We start from the raw sequence: 16464 nt of genomic DNA, 5'->3' as shown, positions 1-16464 counted from the left end.
GCGATCAGGCCTTGTTGTCGCGGGTCGCGGCCTTGAGGATCGCGGCGCCGAGGGCCGACTTGACCAGCCCGCCGACGAGGAAGGGCGTCACGCCGAAAGCCACGGCCTTTTCGATGCCGATCGTGCTGGAGAGCCACAGCGCGCCGAGGGCGAGGCAGAGCAGGTTCGCGGCGAGGAACGACACGAAGGCAAGGCCAACGCGATTGCCGTTCCAGCCGCGCTCGGCCAGAAAGCCGGTCAGCGCGGCGATGATCGGGAAGGATACGAGATAGCCTGCTGTCGGGCCTGCAAAATGCGGAAGACCACCGGCGCCGCCAGCCAGAACCGGAAGACCGAGCATGGCTTCGCCGAGCCAGGCCAGAACCGTGGCCATGCCGAGGCGCCAGCCGTAAAGCGCGCCGATCAGCGGCACGATCAGGGTTTGCAGCGTGATCGGAACCGGCACCATGGGAACTTCGATCTGCGAAGAGACCGCAAGCAGCAGCGTGCCGAAGGCTACCGCCGCAAGGCGCGTCGTACCCGAACGGGCTTCCAGGTTGAGCGGGCTGAAGGATGTGCGAGACGGAGTGTAGGTCGCCATGGTGTCCTCAAATTATAGATAAAATCGAGATTCGATCTATTTAATTTCCAGACAATGCATGGCTTTGGCAAGTGCGAAATGACGGCAAGCGGAAAATAACGCCTGATTTGAGAAAATCCGGGGAATGCGATCGGGCTTATCCGACGATGGCGAAGGAATCGCGCATCTTGCCGGAAGCGGTTTTGACCGGGCGATGGCCGATCCATTGCACATGGCGCGCGAGAATGGTGGCCGCGCTTTCGATATCGTTCTGGCGCAGCGCGGCAAGGATCGCGCGGTGATCGTGGTCGGTGCGGGTTTCCCATTCCGAACGCCATGTGGCGAAGAGGAACCGGGCGCTTGCGGCATGAAGATCGTCGATTGCCGCGAGCAGGCGCGGCATCCGGCACGGTTCGAGAATGAGCCGGTGAAAGCGGCGATTGGCGTCTTCCCAACTCCTGACGTCACGCGATTTGTCCCCCTCCAGCGTCGCCTGTTCGGCGGCATCGAGCGTTGCCTGCGTGATGTGCGGCGCGGCGTGGCGCAAAGCCAGAACCTCCAGGGCGGCGCGCATTTCCGCCACTTCCCGGATCTCGCCGATGTCGAAGGAGGCGACCCGCACACCGCGTCGCGGCTCCGAGACGGCAAGGCCCTGCGCTTCCAGCCGCCGGAAGGCTTCGCGCACCGGCACATGGCTGGTGTCGAACTCCGCGGCGATATGGTCCTGACGCAGTTTCGTGCCGGGTTCGATCTCGCCCGCGATGATGCGGTCTGCGAGGATGCGGCTGATGCGGGTTGCGATGGTTTCGCCGGGCGTGTTCTGGACGGGCTGAATCATGGATTTATAGATAATCTGCTTTGCCTGACGGGTCGAGCGATATTGCTTTTATTGACAGGGAATCGATGGAAGCGGCGCTTTTGCTGGACGAATGGGCCTCAATTCCTTATAACGCCGCCATTCTGCACGGAAAGCACTGTGGCCGGACCTGCGGCCCTTCTCTGCTTGATCTCCGTTTCTTGCGTGGCGCTTTTCCGTGCGCAGCATTTTAAACAGAACAGGGGTGCCATGGCTGGCCATTCACAGTTTAAGAACATCATGCACCGCAAGGGCCGTCAGGATGCGGTGCGGTCGAAAATGTTTTCCAAGCTCGGTCGCGAAATCACCGTCGCCGCCAAGCAGGGTCTTCCCGACCCTACGATGAACCCGCGCCTGCGTCTGGCGATCCAGAACGCCAAGGCACAGTCCATGCCGAAGGACAATATCGAGCGCGCCATCAAGAAGGCCGCCGGCAATGACGGCGAGAACTACGATGAAGTGCGCTATGAGGGCCGTGGTCCCGGCGGCGTGTCGGTCATCGTCGAAGCGCTGACGGACAACCGTAACCGCACGGCGTCGAATGTCCGCGCCGCCTTTACGAAGTCGGGCGGCTCGCTCGGCGAAACCGGCTCGGTTTCCTTCATGTTCGACCGCGTTGGCGAAATCATCTACAAGCCTGAAGTCGGCGATGCCGACAAGGTGATGGAAGCGGCGATCGAAGCCGGTGCCGACGATGTGCAGTCCGGTGAGGAAGAGCACGTCATCATCTGCGCCTTCGAAGATATCGGTGAAGTGTCCAAAGCTCTCGAAGCCGCTCTTGGCGAAGCCGAATCGATCAAGACGATCTGGAAGCCGCAGACCAATACCGAGCTGGACGAGGAAAAAGCCCGTTCGGTTCTCAAGCTTCTCAATGTGCTCGAAGACGATGACGACGTGCAGAACGTCTATACGAACTTCGAAGTCAGCGATGAAGTGATGGAAAAGCTGAGCGCCTGATTTCGGTCGCTCACGGATTTTCGAAACTCCCGGCTTGTCCGGGAGTTTTTTTATGCGGCCCGGAAAAGTACCGGCAATAAAAAACCCCACCGAAGCGGGGTCTTTTGAACCAGTTGCAATATCGGATCAGATGCCGAGATTGCCGAAACGGTTCTTGAACTTCGTCACGCGACCGCCGCGATCGAGCAGGGTCTGCGAACCGCCGGTCCAGGCCGGATGCGTGGTCGGATCGATATCGAGGTTCATCGTATCGCCTTCCTTGCCCCAGGTCGAACGGGTCATGTATTCGGTGCCATCGGTCATCACGACCTTGATGGTGTGGTAGTCGGGATGGATATTGGCTTTCATCTTCTCAATCCTGAAAGTCTGGGGAGAAAAGCACAGCCTGATCATCGAAACTGCGGCACTTTCGCCCAATGGCAGATATGAAGACCCATTACCGGCAGGCAATGGCTTCCAAAAGGGTTGGCGAGCCTATACATCAGGCGCACGGCAATAACAAGGGCGCAATCACAAGAATGGCCGACAGAGATACTGAAATCGATATGAATCGGGAATTGAAGGCAGAAGAGCGCGCCAGGCGCGGTTCCCTGAAGCCACTCAAACGAATGGCGCCGTTCCTCGCGCCCTATAAGGGGCTGGTGGCGGGCGCGCTTTTCTCGCTGGTGCTGGCCGCGGTCACGACGCTTGCCGTGCCTGTCGCGCTGCGCCGCATGATCGATCACGGTTTCACCAGCTCGAATGCGATCTTCGTCAATAATTATTTCGGAATGCTGGTGCTGTTGGCGCTCATGCTGGCGCTGGCGTCGGGCCTGCGCTATTTCTTCGTCATCTCGCTCGGCGAGCGCGTGGTGGCCGATCTGCGCAACGCGGTGTTCCTGCATGTGACGGCGTTGTCGCCGGAATTCTTCGACCGTTCGCAGTCGGGCGAAATCGTGTCGCGCCTGTCCGCCGATACGACGCAGATCAAGTCCGTCGTGGGCGCGACGGCGTCGGTCGCGTTGCGCAATGTGATTCTCGGCGTCGGCGCGCTGGCCATGATGGTCGTGACGAGCCCGAAGCTTTCGGCGCTGGTCATCGCCGCCATTCCGGTCATCGTCGTTCCGCTGATCGCGTTCGGGCGCTCGGTGCGCCGCCGTTCCCGCCTGACGCAGGACATGCTGGCCCGCGCCAATGCCTATGCCAGCGAACAGATCGGCGCGATGCGCACCTTGCAGGCCTTCACCAACGAAAAGATGGTGGTGGGACGTTTCGGCAGCGCGGTGGAAAAATCCTTTCAGGCCGCGCGCTCTTCCATTCAGGCGCGCGCCATCCTGACCGCCTTCGCCATTTTCCTGATCTTTTCCAGCATCGTGGCCGTGCTCTGGTTCGGCTCGCGCGATGTGCTCTCGGGCGCCATTTCGGCGGGCACGCTCGGCCAGTTCGTGCTTTATGCCGTGTTCGCGGGCAGTTCCTTCGGCGCCTTGTCGGAGGTGGGCGGCGAACTGGCGCAGGCCGCAGGCGCGACGGAGCGGCTTGTCGAGATTCTCGACGAGCAGCCGGGCATTGCCGCGCCCGCAAGGCCGCTCGCCATGCCGGAGCCGCCGCGCGGCGAGATCGTGTTCGATTCCGTGCACTTCTCCTATCCGACGCGGCCGGATGCGCCGTCGCTCAACGGATTGAGCTTCACCGTCCAGCCGGGCGAGACGGTAGCCATCGTCGGCCCTTCGGGGGCAGGCAAAAGCACGATCTTCTCGCTCGTCATGCGTTATTACGATCCGCAGTCGGGCCGTATCCTGCTCGATGGCGTGGCATTGCCCGATGCGGACCCGCAGGCGGTTCGTTCGCGCATCGCCACCGTACCGCAGGACGTGGCGATCTTCGCAACGAGCGTGCGCGAGAACATCGGCTTCGGCAGGCCGGACGCAAGCGACGAGGAAATCGTCGCGGCGGCAAAAGCGGCTCTTGCGCATGATTTCATCATGGCGCTCGACAAGGGCTATGACACGGAAGTGGGCGAGCGCGGGGTCACGCTTTCCGGCGGGCAGCGCCAGCGCATCGCCATTGCGCGCGCCATCCTGCGCGCCGCTCCGATCCTGCTTCTGGACGAGGCGACATCGGCGCTCGACGCCGAAAGTGAAATGCTGGTGCAAAAGGCGCTCGACGGGCTGATGGCCGACCGCACGACGCTCGTCGTCGCGCATCGTCTTGCAACGGTGCTGAAGGCCGACCGCATCCTCGTGCTCGACCATGGCCGCATCGTCGAGGAGGGCACGCATCAAAGCCTCGTCGAGAAGGGCGGCATCTATGCCCGTCTCGCCAGATTGCAGTTCGATGCCGGGGCGGGCGCCTTCGCCGCCAAATGAAGCCGGGAGGGCCTTGCCCTCCCGTTCTTTCTTTTATCTCTCGGTCAGTTTGAGTTCGATGCGGCGGTTTCTTGCGCGGGCATCGGCAGTGTCCGACGCATCGAGCGGCTGATATTCCCCGAAGCCCGCCGCGACGAGCCGATTGGCCGGGACGCCGTTGGCGATGAGGAACTTCACAACGGCGGTCGCGCGGGCAGAGGAAAGCTCCCAGTTGTCACGGAAACGCCCCGCGCCTGTCAGCGGCACGTCGTCCGTATGGCCGTCGACGCGCAGCACCCAGTTGATGTCGTCGGGGATTTCCTGATTGAGCTGGTTCACGGCGTCGGCGAGCTTCTTCATCTCGTCCTGTCCGGCCGGGTTTATGTCGGCCGATCCGGTTGGGAACAGCACTTCCGACTGGAAGACGAAGCGATCGCCGACGATGCGGATGTTCTCCTTGTCCGACAGGATCTCACGCAGGCGGCCGAAGAAATCGGAACGATAGCGGTTCAGTTCCTGCACACGCTGGGCAAGCGCGACGTTGAGGCGTCTGCCAAGATCGGCGATCTTGGCGTTCGATTCGCGGTCGCGGCTTTCAGAAGCATTGAGCGCGTCCTCAAGCGCCGCGATCTGGCGGCGGAGCGCCGAAATCTGCTGGTTCAGCAGTTCCACCTGGCTGAGCGCGCGGGCGCTCACCTGCTTTTCGGCATCGAGGCTCCGCGACAGTTCTCCGGCGCGCTTTTCAGCGGCGGCACCTGCGCCGCTGCCTTCGTTCAGCAGGCTTTGCAGGCGCGACCGTTCGCTTTCAGCGGTGGAAAGCGAAGCCTGCAGGTTGGCGATAGCGTCCTGCATGTCCTGCGAATTGCTGCGCTCCAGCGACAGGAGCTGGGTCAGTTCCTGAATCTGGCTGTTGAGGCGCGCAAGCACGCTGTCCTTGTTGTTGACCTCGCGGCTCAGCAGAAACTGCGCCAGCACGAAGACGGTGAGCAGGAACATGATTGCCAGAAGCAGCGTCGTCAGCGCATCGACGAAGCCGGGCCAGTAATCGACATGCCGCTGCGAGCGGCGGTTGCGGGCAAGCGCCATGGCGACTTACTCCGCCTTGTCCGGGCGGTCGGCCCTGCGCTCATGCGCGTGTTCGTCTGTAGCCCTGGCGCCCATCGCCTTGGTCAGCCGGTCGAGCGTGTGGCGGATAGCCTTCTGTTCGTCGGCCTGCTTTTCTACCCAATCGCGCATGATCTGCTGTTCGCTGCGCATACTCTTGACGAGGCCCTGAATGCCTTCGGCGAGATTGGCGAGCGCCGCAGTGGTGCGCTGCGTGGAAGCTTCGCCGCCGTGCATGTGCTGCAACCGGTCGGCCAGAACGCGGATTTCTTCCGTGCCGCCATGCTGGTCGGCGCCGACATCCGAACCAAGGTCGGTGACGGAGGAAAGCCAGTTTTCCAGTTCTGTATAGAAGCGGTTTTGCGCACGGCCCGCCTGCAGGTCGAGGAAGCCGAGGATCAGCGAGCCGGAAAGGCCGAACAGCGATGAGGAGAAGGCCGTGCCCATGCCGGAAAGCGGAGCCTGCAATCCTGCCTTCAGGGCATCGAGTACGTCGCCCGTGCTGCCCGAATTGGGATCGAGCGTCTGGATGGTGCGGCCGATGGAGCCGACGGTTTCAAGCAGGCCCCAGAAGGTGCCGAGCAGACCCAGAAAGACCAGAAGTCCGATCAGATAGCGCGATATGTCGCGGCTTTCGTCGAGGCGCGTCGCGATGGAATCGAGGATCGAGCGCATGGATGCGGTGGAAAGCGCCATCGACTGGCGGCGACCGATGAGGGCGCGCATGGGTGCAAGCAGTACGGGGGGGCGGGTGGTGCCTTCGCGGTCGCCGTCGCGGAAGGAATTGACCCAGCGGATTTCCGGCAGCAGGCGCAGCACCTGCCCGAAAGCCAGCAGGATGCCGACCAGAAGCACGCCGAGGATAAGCCCGTTGAGGCCCGGATTGGTGGCGAAGAACGTATGGATCTGCCGTATCAGGATCGCGCCCAGAAAGGCCACGATGATAAGGAAGATCACCATGGACAGGATGACGATGCGCGGGCTCGACAGTCGATAGGGGTCGTAGTCGCGTCCCTCGTCCAGTCGTTCCCGAGAAAGTCTCAAATCGCTCATGCGTTCCGCTCCGTGGCCGGGTGTTTGATGCGGAGCCTACTTCATTAATCGGAGAAGCGGAATCGTCTGGAGAGGAAAAATGACGTTAAAAAATATTTCAGCGCACGACCGGGGCCGTGCGCTGAAAGAGATCGGAAGGGGATCGCGAAGAATCAGATCGGCTTTTTGATCGTCTTCAGCAGCGCGCCGTGAATGGCTTCATTGCCTGCAACGATGGTCTGGTTGTCGAACATTTCCTGTCCGCCATGCTTGTCGGAGACGAAGCCCCCGGCCTCGCGCACCATCAGAAGACCCGCGCCGATATCCCATGGATGCATTCCGTCTTCCCAGAAGCCGTCAAGCCGGCCGGCGGCGACATAAGCGAGGTCGAGCGCGACGGCCCCCATGCGGCGAATGCCAGCGGTTTCGGCCATGACGTTGCGCAGTTCGACCAGATAATGGCCATGATGGCCGCGGCCCAGATGCGGAATGCCGGTGCCGATGACGGAATCGACCAGCTTGTTGCGCGATGCAACGCGCAGGCGGCGGTCGTTGAGGAAGGCGCCGCCGCCACGTTCAGCGGTGTAAAGCTCGTCCATGGCGGGATTGTAGATGACGCCCGCAACGATCTGTCCCTGACGCTCCAGAGCGATGGAGACTGCAAAGACCGGAATGCCGTGCAGGAAATTGGTGGTGCCGTCGAGCGGATCGACCAGCCAGCGGTGCTGTCCGTCCTTGGAGGCGACCTCGCCGGATTCTTCCATCAGGAAGCCGAAATCCGGGCGGGCGCGGCTCAATTCCGTGTAGACGATCTTTTCGGCGCGCCGGTCGGCCTGGCTGACATAGTCGCCGGGGCCCTTGAGGGAAACCTGAAGATTCTGAACTTCGCCAAAGTCGCGGGCGAGGCTGCGGCCGGCCTTCATAGCGGCCTGTACCATAACGTTGAGAAGGGCTGAGCGGGCCATTTTCTTGTCCTTTTGGCATGATCCGGCAGCGTGGATTGAAACGCGGATCACACAGTTGAAACAGGGTCGAACGCCCGGCCCGAAACGTGTTCGGCGGGCGTTCGGGGAATTGAGCGATCTGAGAAAGAACGGTCGCAGGGGTGCGACATGCGGCGTCCGTGGACGCCGCAGATATCACGCGGTTCAGGCGCGGCTGATATAGCTCAGTTCGTTGGTGTCGACGATCACGCGTTCGCCAGCCGCGATGAAGGGCGGGACGAGGATGCGGATGCCGTTTTCAAGCACAGCCGGCTTGTAGGAGGACGCGGCGGTCTGGCCCTTGACGACCGGATCGGCTTCGGTGATTGCCAGCGTGACCTGATCCGGCAGGCGGATGCCGATCGGCTTTTCTTCGTAAAGCTCGACGGTGACCATCATGCCGTCCTGAAGGAAGGCGGAACGGTCGCCGACGAAATCCTTCTGGAGTTCGAGCTGTTCGTAGGATTCGGTATCCATAAAGATCAGCGCTTCGCCCTGTTCGTAGAGGAAGGAGAAATCCTTCTGTTCCAGACGAACGCGCTCGACGGTTTCCGCGGCGCGGAAACGTTCGTTGAGCTTGGTGCCGTTGATGAGGTTCTTCAGTTCGACCTGATTATAGGCGCCGCCCTTGCCGGGCTTGACGGCGTTGGTCTTGACCGCAACCCACAGGCCGCCATCGTGTTCGATGACGTTGCCGGGACGGATTTCGTTACCATTGATCTTCATGAGCTTGATCCGGAATGAAAATGTGAAACCATGTGCGGTCCGGCGCATAACGACGAAAAGGCAACCGTCCGGTTGATTTCCGGAGATTGCGCACCTGCCTTAGAGCCTGTTCCAAAAGCCGCCCTGTGTGGCTGCAAATGGCAATTTGCCTGCGTTCCGGTGCTCATGTACCCAAAAGTACACTGCGCTCCGGTACTCGAAAATCACCATTTTCGCACACACACGTCGCTTTTTTGATTCAGGCTCTTATACTCGAACCGCGATAATCGCGTTTCCAAGACCATAAAACGGCGCCTGACGCAAGCCTGAGCGCGAAAAGAGAGCGGTCCGGGCCCGAAAATTCGCCCGAAAATCAGCGGACCCGCAGATTGTTGGCGGTTTCGATGGCCTGTTTGATCTGGTCGTCGGCCAGCCCGTCCATCATGTCGTTGAGGTCGGGGGCGCGGAAACCGGCGCGCTGGGCCACGATATACCAGGCCGCCGCCTTGACAAGATCGCCTTCCGTGCCGATGCCGTCGCGGTAAAGCCGGGCCAGCCAGGCTTGCGCCATCACCATGCCGCGCTGCGCGCCGAGCCGCATCCAGCCGAAGCCCTGTTCGTAGTCGCGGTCGCCGCCGCGCCCTTCGATCAGCCAGCGGCCAAGGTCGAACTGGGCCGTGTCGTAGCCCTGCGTCGCGGCAAATATCAGATAGGCGCGCGCCTTTTTGTCGTCGCGGGCAATCTTGTCCGTGCCGTTGGCATAGATCTGGCTGACGGCATATTGCGCATCGGCGAGTTTCGCCTCCGCGGCTTTTTCGAACCACGGGAAAGCCAGATCGAGGCCGGGCCTGCCGGGGGTCTTCTGTATCAGCATCTGGCCGTAATTGAACTGCGCCATGGCGTTGCCGCCTTCGGCGGCCTTCTTCATCAGTTCGCCGGCCTTTGCCTCGTCCTTCTCGACATAGGTGCCCTGAAGCAGAAGGGCCGCATAGCGGAACTGCGCTTCCACGACGCCGTTTTCGGCTGCCTTTTCATACCATTTTGCCGCCAGTTTCTGGTCGGCGGGAACGCCGAGGCCGCGCGCGTAGATTTCCGCGATCAGGGTCTGCGAGGCGGGATCGCCCTTTTCCGCCTGCGGCCTGGCGAGGTTGAAGGCGGTCAGGTAAAGCCCGCGCTGAAACGCTCCGAAAGCCTCGTCGGCAGGCTTGTCGCCGAAACGGCTCGGATCGATATGCGGCATCGGCGCGGTCGTTGCCGGCTGCGGCAGCATGGCGGGCCTTGCCGCTTTTTCGGCCTTCCCGCGCGCGCCCTGATGGCTGTCCTTCTGGCCGTGCGCCGGTTCGCCCGCTGCAAGGGCGGGCAGGACGGGAAGCGCAAGAGCCAGAGCGGCAGCGAGAAGAAGTCTGTTCTTCATAAGCGTCAGCGGAACCTTGGTGACGTGTTCAGTTTTCAAAGCGCGGCGCTTTTTCGTCGAGCAGCCGGTTGGCTTGCGCGACGGCTTTCGCCGGGTCTTCCGCGTCGAAGACGGCGCGTCCGAGCGCGACGAAATCCGCGCCGGTTTCGGCGGCGGGGACGATGCTTTCCAGCGTGTTTCCGGCCTGTGCGATGCAGGGGATTTCAACCATCTGCGCCCACCATCCGGCCAGCGACAGGTTGCGCGGATGGGCGTCCGGCTTGTTGTCCGCGCCGATTTTGCCGAAAAACACGTAGTCGGGCTGCAATTCGCCGATTTCCATTGCGCCGTGACGGTCGCGCAGATTGCCGGTGCCGACGATCATTTTCGGCGTGTGCTTTTCGATGGCGTCGGCCAGATCGGCGGCCTTGCCCTCGATATGGATGCCGTCAGCGCCCACGCGACCGGCAATGCGCGTATCGTTCAGGATGAGCGCGGCCGCGCCCTTTTCCTGAATGACCGGGATCGCCTTTTCGGCGGCGGCCTGGAAGGTCGCCTCGTCGAGATCGCCGGTATCGAGGATGACGCTCGCCACGTCGCCGCCCGAAAGCGCCGCCGTCAGGAGCCGCGCAAGGGCTGCGCCGTCGGCAATGGGCGGTGCGACCAGCACGATGCGGCAGCGTTCGGTTTCAGTCTGGGAAGCGGGCGTGTTCATGAACCAAGCCTAACGGGAAAAAGGTGATGGAATTCGGGCAATAGAGCGTTCTGTTTACAGGAAACGCAAGCGGCGTTCTATCCTGACCCTAAACTCAATCAGGATTTAGACCCTAAAGCGTGTCGCATTCAATCATACTCGGGCGACACGCTTTAATTGTTTTGCTGCATTTATGCGAGGGCGCCGTTATCAAGCAAGCGGTCATTGCCATTCGGGACTGGCATAATGTTATCCACTGGAACGAAAGTTGATCGGAACCAACCCGATTCTGCCGGGATTAACCCGTATATAAGCCCAACTGAGATGGGGCTTTGTAAAAATCCGGAAAGCACGGCAATTACAGGAGCCGTCGCTTTCCTTCAAGGACAGGCAGGTTGGTAATGAATATTGTGACCGCTGGAGAAGCAATGCCCGCATCGCCCGGGAAAATGCGCGATACGCGCATCGACGTGTTCCGGGCGCTTGCGCTGCTCACGATCTTCATCAACCACGTTCCCGGTACGATCTACGAGCATTTCACGCACAAGAATCTCGGCTTTTCCGATTCGGCCGAGGCCTTCGTGCTGATCTCCGGCATGGCCATCGCGCTCGCCTATGGATCGAAGTTCGGCCCCGGCAACCGGCTGCTTCTGTCACTTAAAATGTGGCGCCGCGCGGGCGTGCTCTACACGGCGCATATCATGACGACCATGGCGACCATCGCCATCTTCGCCGCCGCTGCCATTTTCCTCAAGCGGTCGGAACTTTTGACGCAGATCAATATCGCTCCGCTGGTCAGGCATCCGGTCGAGGCGCTGTTCGGCATCGTCACGATGGGGCATCAGCTCGGTTACAACAACATTCTGTCGATGTATGCCGTGATGCTGGTTCTGACGCCGCTGCTGCTTCTTCTGGCGCGCATCAGCCTGCCGCTGATGCTCGGCGTGTCCGGCACGGTCTGGTTCCTGTCCGGTCTTTATCATGTCGCGCCGGTCAATTATCCGACCGAGGGCGTCTGGTTCCTCAATCCGCTGTCATGGCAGTTCCTGTTCGCCATCGGCATTGCGGGCGTGATGCATGTGCGCCGTGGCGGCAAACTGCCGAAGCACCCGCTCTTGATCGGCCTGGCCGTGGGCTATCTCGTCCTGGCGCTCGCCTGGGTGCGCATCCCGCTCTGGAGCATCGACGCCTCGATGGGGCTGCCGATGGTCGTCACCGGCTTCGACAAGACGTTCCTGTCCGGCCCGCGCCTGCTGCATGTGCTGGCGATGGCCTATCTGATCGCCGTCGTGCCGACGCTGAACAATATTGCCCGCACCGCGCCGGACAATCCGCTCGCCATCCTCGGCAAGCATTCGCTGCCGATCTTCATTGCCGGTACGCTGCTTGCAATGGTGGCGCAGGTGATGAAGCTCGTGAACCCTGGCGGCCTGCCCTATGACACGCTCCTGATCGCGACCGGCATCGTCATGCAGTTCGCGCTGGCCTATTATCTCGAATGGCTGCCCAGCATCGGCTGGGGCAGGAAGGGCGCGGTTCAGGCCAAGCCCGCCGTCCCGCCTGCGGAGCTGGTCAAGGTGCAGGTGAAACCGGAACCGGTCATGCAGGGCTAACACTACAGTTGCATTCTTCGTGATGCCGGCTGCAAAGAGCAATTTGTCTGCGTTCCGGTGCTCACGTACCTTCAAGTACGCTCCGCTCCGGTACTCGAAAATCGCTCTTTTCGCCACGGCCTGACGAATTTGCAACTGTAGTGCCAAGTCATGACAAGGCTTCCCTTGAGGCCGCCTTCGGGCGGCTTTTTCACGGAATTGTCCACAGTGCGGCGCGAAAATTAACCATTTATTAATCTTAAGAATGTTAAATGGTTTACATCCAGTTCGGCTGGATTCTTACCGAGTGGTTTAGCCACTCTGTTTGACGCCTCCCTGTTAAACTCCTGAGAGCCGCCATTGCGGCTCTTTTTTTATGTGCTTTTTTCTTTCCGCGGTGGAACCGCGGGCATGTCGGCCTGTTCCGTGCGCATGGATTCTTCAAAAGCTCCTGTAAATGTTAACCGAACGTTAAACATAAACTTGCGCGACCGTGCATGAAGGTGCACTTTATCGTGGACTTGTTTAGCCAGACGGTTTCGTCCCGGCGTCCCTCATGGTCGAACAGCGGCCTGGAGTATTTCCGGCAAAGGCGCGAAGCGGTTTTTGCGTCGGACATAAGATTTCATTCGCGTCCGCGCGTTCGGATGCGGCAACGAAGTGGATCGCCGGTCAAGGCGGTTGTCGAGGTGGCAGAGAGTGATTAGCGAACAGGGTCAGATGCCGAGCAATATGATCAGCCTCGCGGAGCGCATGGTCTTCTCGGATTCTTTCAAGCCGGTCTATACGCAAGGTATGGATATGGTCGAGGAAGCGGCGAGCTATCTCGATGGCGAGGGCCGCGAGGACGCGCGCAGCCTTTCGCGCGTCGCGGCGACGCTTTATGCCGCCGAATCGATGCGCCTGACCACGCGTCTCATGCAGATCGCCTCGTGGCTCCTGCTCCAGCGCGCCGCGCGCAATGGCGAGATGTCCCGCCAGCAGGTTTCCGCCGAAAAGGCCAAGGTGCGCCTCGACACTCCGTCGGCGGGCGATGTGGCGCAGGGCTGGTCCGAACTGCCGTCCGCCTTCGTGGAACTGGTCGAGCGGTCCATCCGTTTGCAGGCGCGCGTGCGCCGCATGGACCGTGAGGTCTATGGCGAAGTGGTTTCGCTGCAGGGCGTTCCGCGCGGCAACCCGGTTTCCGAACAGATTGTGTTGCTCAAGACCGCTTTCGGCGCCGGAGCCTGAGATATTCCGGCTGTGACGGCCTGCAACTGGCGCGGCATGGCCGAAATTCCAGTGGCCCCGCGAGGGCATGTTTCTCTTTTGTTCACTTTTGTGCTGTCAAGTGAACCCGTCTGAGGATAGGGTTCGCTCATGAAGGAAACGATTCGCATCATTGGTATTGATCCGGGCCTGCGCCGTACCGGCTGGGGCATTGTCGAATCGCTGGGCAATTCGCTGCATTTCATCGGTTCGGGCACCGTGACCTCGAATGCCGAGATGGATCTGGCCTCAAGACTTTGCCAGCTCCACGAAGGGCTTTCAAAAGTCCTGCACGATTATATGCCGCACGAGGCGGCGGTGGAACATACTTTCGTCAACAAGGATGCGACCGCGACGCTGAAGCTCGGTCAGGCGCGCGGCATTGCCCTGCTGGCGCCGGCACAGGCCGGTCTGCCGGTCGCCGAATATGCGCCCAACGCCGTCAAGAAGGCGGTGATCGGCGTCGGTCATGGCGAAAAGCAGCAGATTCATATGATGGTGAAGGTTTTGATGCCGCGCGCGACGTTCGATACGAGCGATGCCGCCGACGCGCTGGCCATCGCCATTTGTCATGCCCATCATCGTCAGAGCATTGTAAGCGCCCGCCGGATGCAGGCGTTGTTAGCGGGGTAGGACCGGAATGATCGGCAAGCTGAAGGGCGTGATCGATGAAATCGCCGAGGACCATGCCGTCATCGACGTGCATGGTGTCGGCTATGTTGCGTTTTGTTCTGCGCGCACGCTCGGAAACCTGGGCGGCGCGGGCGAGGCGGCGGTGCTGTTCATCGAAACCTATGTCCGCGAGGACATGATCCGGCTTTACGGCTTCGCCACCCAGCTTGAGCGCGAATGGTTCCGCCTGTTGCAGAACGTGCAGGGCGTCGGCGCGAAAGTGGCGCTGGCCGTGCTTGGCACGCTGTCGCCGTCCGAGCTTGCCAATGCGATTGCGCTGCGCGACATCGCCATGGTCTCGCGCGCGCCGGGCGTGGGCAAGAAGGTGGCCGAACGCATCGTCACCGAGCTGAAGAACAAGGCCCCCGCTTTCGCGGGCGAGGCGAGCGGCACGATCGGTCTCAAGCAGGAGCTTGGCACAGGCGTGGCTCCGGCGCCGGTGGCGGATGCCGTTTCAGCGCTTTCCAATCTTGGCTATTCACGCGACCAGGCGGCCAATGCCGTGGCCGCCGCCTTGAAGGAAGCGGGCGAGGGGGCCGATTCGGCCAAGCTCATTCGCCTGGGATTAAAGGAACTGTCGCGGTGAGAGCCTGTTCCAAAAGTCGCCAGCCCGGTCTGCAAATGGCAATTTGTCTCCGTTCCGGTGCTCACGTACTTAAGTACGCTCCGCTCCGGTACTCGAAAATCACCATTTTCGCCTCGGCCTGCCGCTTTTTGATTCAGGCTCTGAGCAACTTGCCTGAACCATGTGTTCATGCGAGGAGGGGGGCATGAGCGACCGCAACCCTCTTATCGATGCCGACAGGCGCGTAGACGAAGACAATACGCTGCGCCCGCAGACGCTCGACGATTTCGTGGGGCAGGCGGCGGCGCGCGCCAATCTGAAAGTGTTCATCGAAGCGGCCAAGGTGCGCGGCGAGGCGCTGGATCATGTCCTGTTCGTCGGCCCTCCCGGCCTCGGCAAGACGACGCTGGCGCAGATCATGGCCAAGGAACTGGGCGTCAATTTCCGCTCGACTTCCGGCCCGGTCATCGCCAAGGCGGGCGATCTGGCGGCGCTGCTCACCAATCTGGAAGAGCGCGACGTTCTGTTCATCGATGAAATTCACCGGCTCAGCCCGGCAGTGGAGGAAATCCTCTATCCGGCGATGGAGGATTTCCAGCTCGACCTTATTATCGGCGAAGGCCCTGCGGCGCGTTCGGTCAAGATCGATCTGGCGAAGTTCACTCTCGTTGCGGCGACGACCCGTCTGGGCCTCTTGACCACGCCCTTGCGGGATCGCTTCGGCATTCCGACACGGCTCAATTTCTATACGGTCGAGGAACTGGAATATATCGTGCGGCGCGGCGCGCGCATCATGCAGATAGGCATTTCGTCCGACGGTGCGCTCGAAGTCGCCCGCCGCTCGCGCGGCACGCCGCGCATCGCCGGACGCCTGTTGCGTCGCGTGCGCGATTTCGCGCTGGTCGCGGGCGCGGAGATCATCGACCGGAAGATTGCCGACGAAGCCCTGTCGCGGCTCGAAGTGGACAATCGCGGTCTCGATCAGCTCGACCGGCGCTATCTCAATATCATCGCGCGTAATTTCGGCGGCGGTCCGGTCGGGATCGAAACCATCGCGGCGGGCCTGTCCGAGCCGCGTGACGCCATCGAGGATATTATCGAGCCCTATCTGATCCAGCAGGGTTTTTTGCAGCGCACGCCGCGCGGACGCGTGCTCACGGCAATCGCCTGGCAGCATCTGGGATTGCCTGCGCCTGCTGAAATCATCCAGCAAAGCCAGTTCGGCCTTTTCATGGAAGACGAATGACCGACAAGCAGCAACAGGCCGTATCGGGCGAACTGAAGGATGGCGTGCATTATCTCTATGCGCGCATCTATTACGCCGATACGGATTTTTCCGGTTTTGTCTATCATGGCCGCTATCTGGAATTCTACGAGCGCGGCCGCACCGACTTTCTGCGGCTTCAGGACGTGCATCATATCGAGCTTGCCGAAGGCGCGCTCGGTGAGGAGATCGTCTGGGTCGTCCGCCGCATGGAGATCGACTACAAGGCGCCCGCGCGAATGGACGACCTGATCCTGATCGAGACGCGGGTGAGCGAAATTCGCGGCGCGCGGGTCATCATGGCGCAGAAGATCACCTGCGAGGGAAGGCTGCTTTCCGAAGCGAAGGTCGAAGCCGTCATGATTACCAAGGACGGCCATCCCCGCCGCATACCCGACGAATGGCGCGGGGCTTTCACAGCCTCCTGACGTTGCTCCCACTTTTTTAGGATGGGTGCAAACGCTAACGCATCTTTAACCATAATAATCCATTAATCACCGTGACGGAATCGGTTGA

17 protein-coding genes are annotated in these 16464 nt (G+C 61.1%); 8 read left to right on the top strand and 9 right to left on the bottom strand.

Translation table 11 applies throughout. From position 1 onward, the window contains the following. Positions 1–4: 4 nt before the first annotated feature. Both FHS76_RS13675 and FHS76_RS13670 read right to left on the bottom strand, forming a co-directional pair. Positions 5–580, bottom strand: coding sequence for a biotin transporter BioY (locus FHS76_RS13675; protein WP_183653548.1), 576 nt, complete (start codon positions 578–580; stop codon positions 5–7). A 136-nt stretch (positions 581–716) separates the two neighbouring features. Continuing rightward, the gene (locus tag FHS76_RS13670) at positions 717–1397 is read right to left on the bottom strand and encodes a GntR family transcriptional regulator (protein ID WP_183653546.1); all 681 of its coding nucleotides are present in this window, start codon (positions 1395–1397) and stop codon (positions 717–719) included. 228 nt (positions 1398–1625) lie between these two features. Here FHS76_RS13670 and FHS76_RS13665 point away from each other — a divergent pair, with 228 nt between their 5' ends. Next, positions 1626–2372: a YebC/PmpR family DNA-binding transcriptional regulator gene (locus tag FHS76_RS13665; RefSeq protein ID WP_183653544.1), complete on the top strand. Its 747-nt coding sequence runs from the start codon at positions 1626–1628 to the stop codon at positions 2370–2372. Between the two features lie 126 nt (positions 2373–2498). Here the strand turns inward: FHS76_RS13665 and rpmE are convergent, their stop codons facing one another. Continuing rightward, a complete protein-coding gene (rpmE, locus tag FHS76_RS13660; RefSeq protein WP_002964804.1) occupies positions 2499–2720 on the bottom strand; it encodes a 50S ribosomal protein L31 in 222 nt (73 codons plus the stop codon). A gap of 68 nt (positions 2721–2788) precedes the next feature. Between rpmE and FHS76_RS13655 the strand changes: the two genes are divergently transcribed. Then, on the top strand, positions 2789–4717 hold the full coding sequence (locus tag FHS76_RS13655; protein WP_183653542.1) for an ABC transporter transmembrane domain-containing protein: 1929 nt from the start codon (positions 2789–2791) through the stop codon (positions 4715–4717). Between the two features lie 33 nt (positions 4718–4750). Here FHS76_RS13655 and FHS76_RS13650 read toward each other — a convergent pair whose 3' ends face one another. From FHS76_RS13650 to FHS76_RS13625, 6 genes are all read right to left on the bottom strand, one after another. Next, on the bottom strand, positions 4751–5782 hold the full coding sequence (locus FHS76_RS13650) for a peptidoglycan -binding protein (RefSeq protein WP_183653540.1): 1032 nt from the start codon (positions 5780–5782) through the stop codon (positions 4751–4753). Positions 5783–5788: 6 nt separating this feature from the next. Continuing rightward, positions 5789–6853 carry a MotA/TolQ/ExbB proton channel family protein gene (locus tag FHS76_RS13645; protein ID WP_183653537.1) on the bottom strand — a complete coding sequence of 355 codons (1065 nt, stop codon included), beginning with the start codon at positions 6851–6853 and terminating at the stop codon, positions 5789–5791. 152 nt (positions 6854–7005) lie between these two features. Beyond that, complete coding sequence (locus FHS76_RS13640) at positions 7006–7797, bottom strand: inositol monophosphatase family protein (RefSeq protein ID WP_183653534.1); 792 nt, start codon at positions 7795–7797, stop codon at positions 7006–7008. A gap of 183 nt (positions 7798–7980) precedes the next feature. Continuing rightward, positions 7981–8541, bottom strand: a complete 561-nt coding sequence (efp, locus tag FHS76_RS13635; RefSeq protein ID WP_183653531.1) for an elongation factor P — start codon at positions 8539–8541, stop codon at positions 7981–7983. Positions 8542–8893: 352 nt separating this feature from the next. Further along, complete coding sequence (locus FHS76_RS13630) at positions 8894–9934, bottom strand: tetratricopeptide repeat protein (RefSeq protein ID WP_183653950.1); 1041 nt, start codon at positions 9932–9934, stop codon at positions 8894–8896. A gap of 28 nt (positions 9935–9962) precedes the next feature. Further along, positions 9963–10628, bottom strand: coding sequence for a thiamine phosphate synthase (locus FHS76_RS13625; protein WP_183653528.1), 666 nt, complete (start codon positions 10626–10628; stop codon positions 9963–9965). Between the two features lie 407 nt (positions 10629–11035). On the opposite strand from FHS76_RS13625, the gene FHS76_RS13620 reads away from it, so the two are divergent. The 6 genes from FHS76_RS13620 to FHS76_RS13595 all read left to right on the top strand — a co-directional run bounded on the left by FHS76_RS13620 (position 11036) and on the right by FHS76_RS13595 (position 16376). Beyond that, on the top strand, positions 11036–12220 hold the full coding sequence (locus FHS76_RS13620) for an OpgC family protein (protein ID WP_183653525.1): 1185 nt from the start codon (positions 11036–11038) through the stop codon (positions 12218–12220). 699 nt (positions 12221–12919) lie between these two features. Beyond that, entirely contained in the window at positions 12920–13429 is a 510-nt protein-coding gene (gene rcdA / locus FHS76_RS13615; RefSeq protein ID WP_183653947.1) for a protease adaptor protein RcdA, read from the top strand. A gap of 129 nt (positions 13430–13558) precedes the next feature. Then, the gene (gene ruvC / locus FHS76_RS13610) at positions 13559–14080 is read left to right on the top strand and encodes a crossover junction endodeoxyribonuclease RuvC (protein WP_183653522.1); all 522 of its coding nucleotides are present in this window, start codon (positions 13559–13561) and stop codon (positions 14078–14080) included. A 7-nt stretch (positions 14081–14087) separates the two neighbouring features. Continuing rightward, positions 14088–14705, top strand: coding sequence for a Holliday junction branch migration protein RuvA (ruvA, locus tag FHS76_RS13605; protein ID WP_183653519.1), 618 nt, complete (start codon positions 14088–14090; stop codon positions 14703–14705). Positions 14706–14889: 184 nt separating this feature from the next. Continuing rightward, positions 14890–15930 carry a Holliday junction branch migration DNA helicase RuvB gene (gene ruvB, locus FHS76_RS13600; protein ID WP_183653516.1) on the top strand — a complete coding sequence of 347 codons (1041 nt, stop codon included), beginning with the start codon at positions 14890–14892 and terminating at the stop codon, positions 15928–15930. Continuing rightward, complete coding sequence (locus tag FHS76_RS13595) at positions 15927–16376, top strand: YbgC/FadM family acyl-CoA thioesterase (RefSeq protein ID WP_183653513.1); 450 nt, start codon at positions 15927–15929, stop codon at positions 16374–16376. The genes ruvB and FHS76_RS13595 overlap by 4 nt, the downstream gene beginning before the upstream one ends. The last annotated feature ends 88 nt before the right edge of the window (positions 16377–16464 follow it).

It is taken from the genome of Brucella daejeonensis, from assembly GCF_014199265.1.
GTDB lineage: Bacteria > Pseudomonadota > Alphaproteobacteria > Rhizobiales > Rhizobiaceae > Brucella > Brucella daejeonensis.
This window is presented reverse-complemented; position numbering and strand designations above follow the sequence as displayed.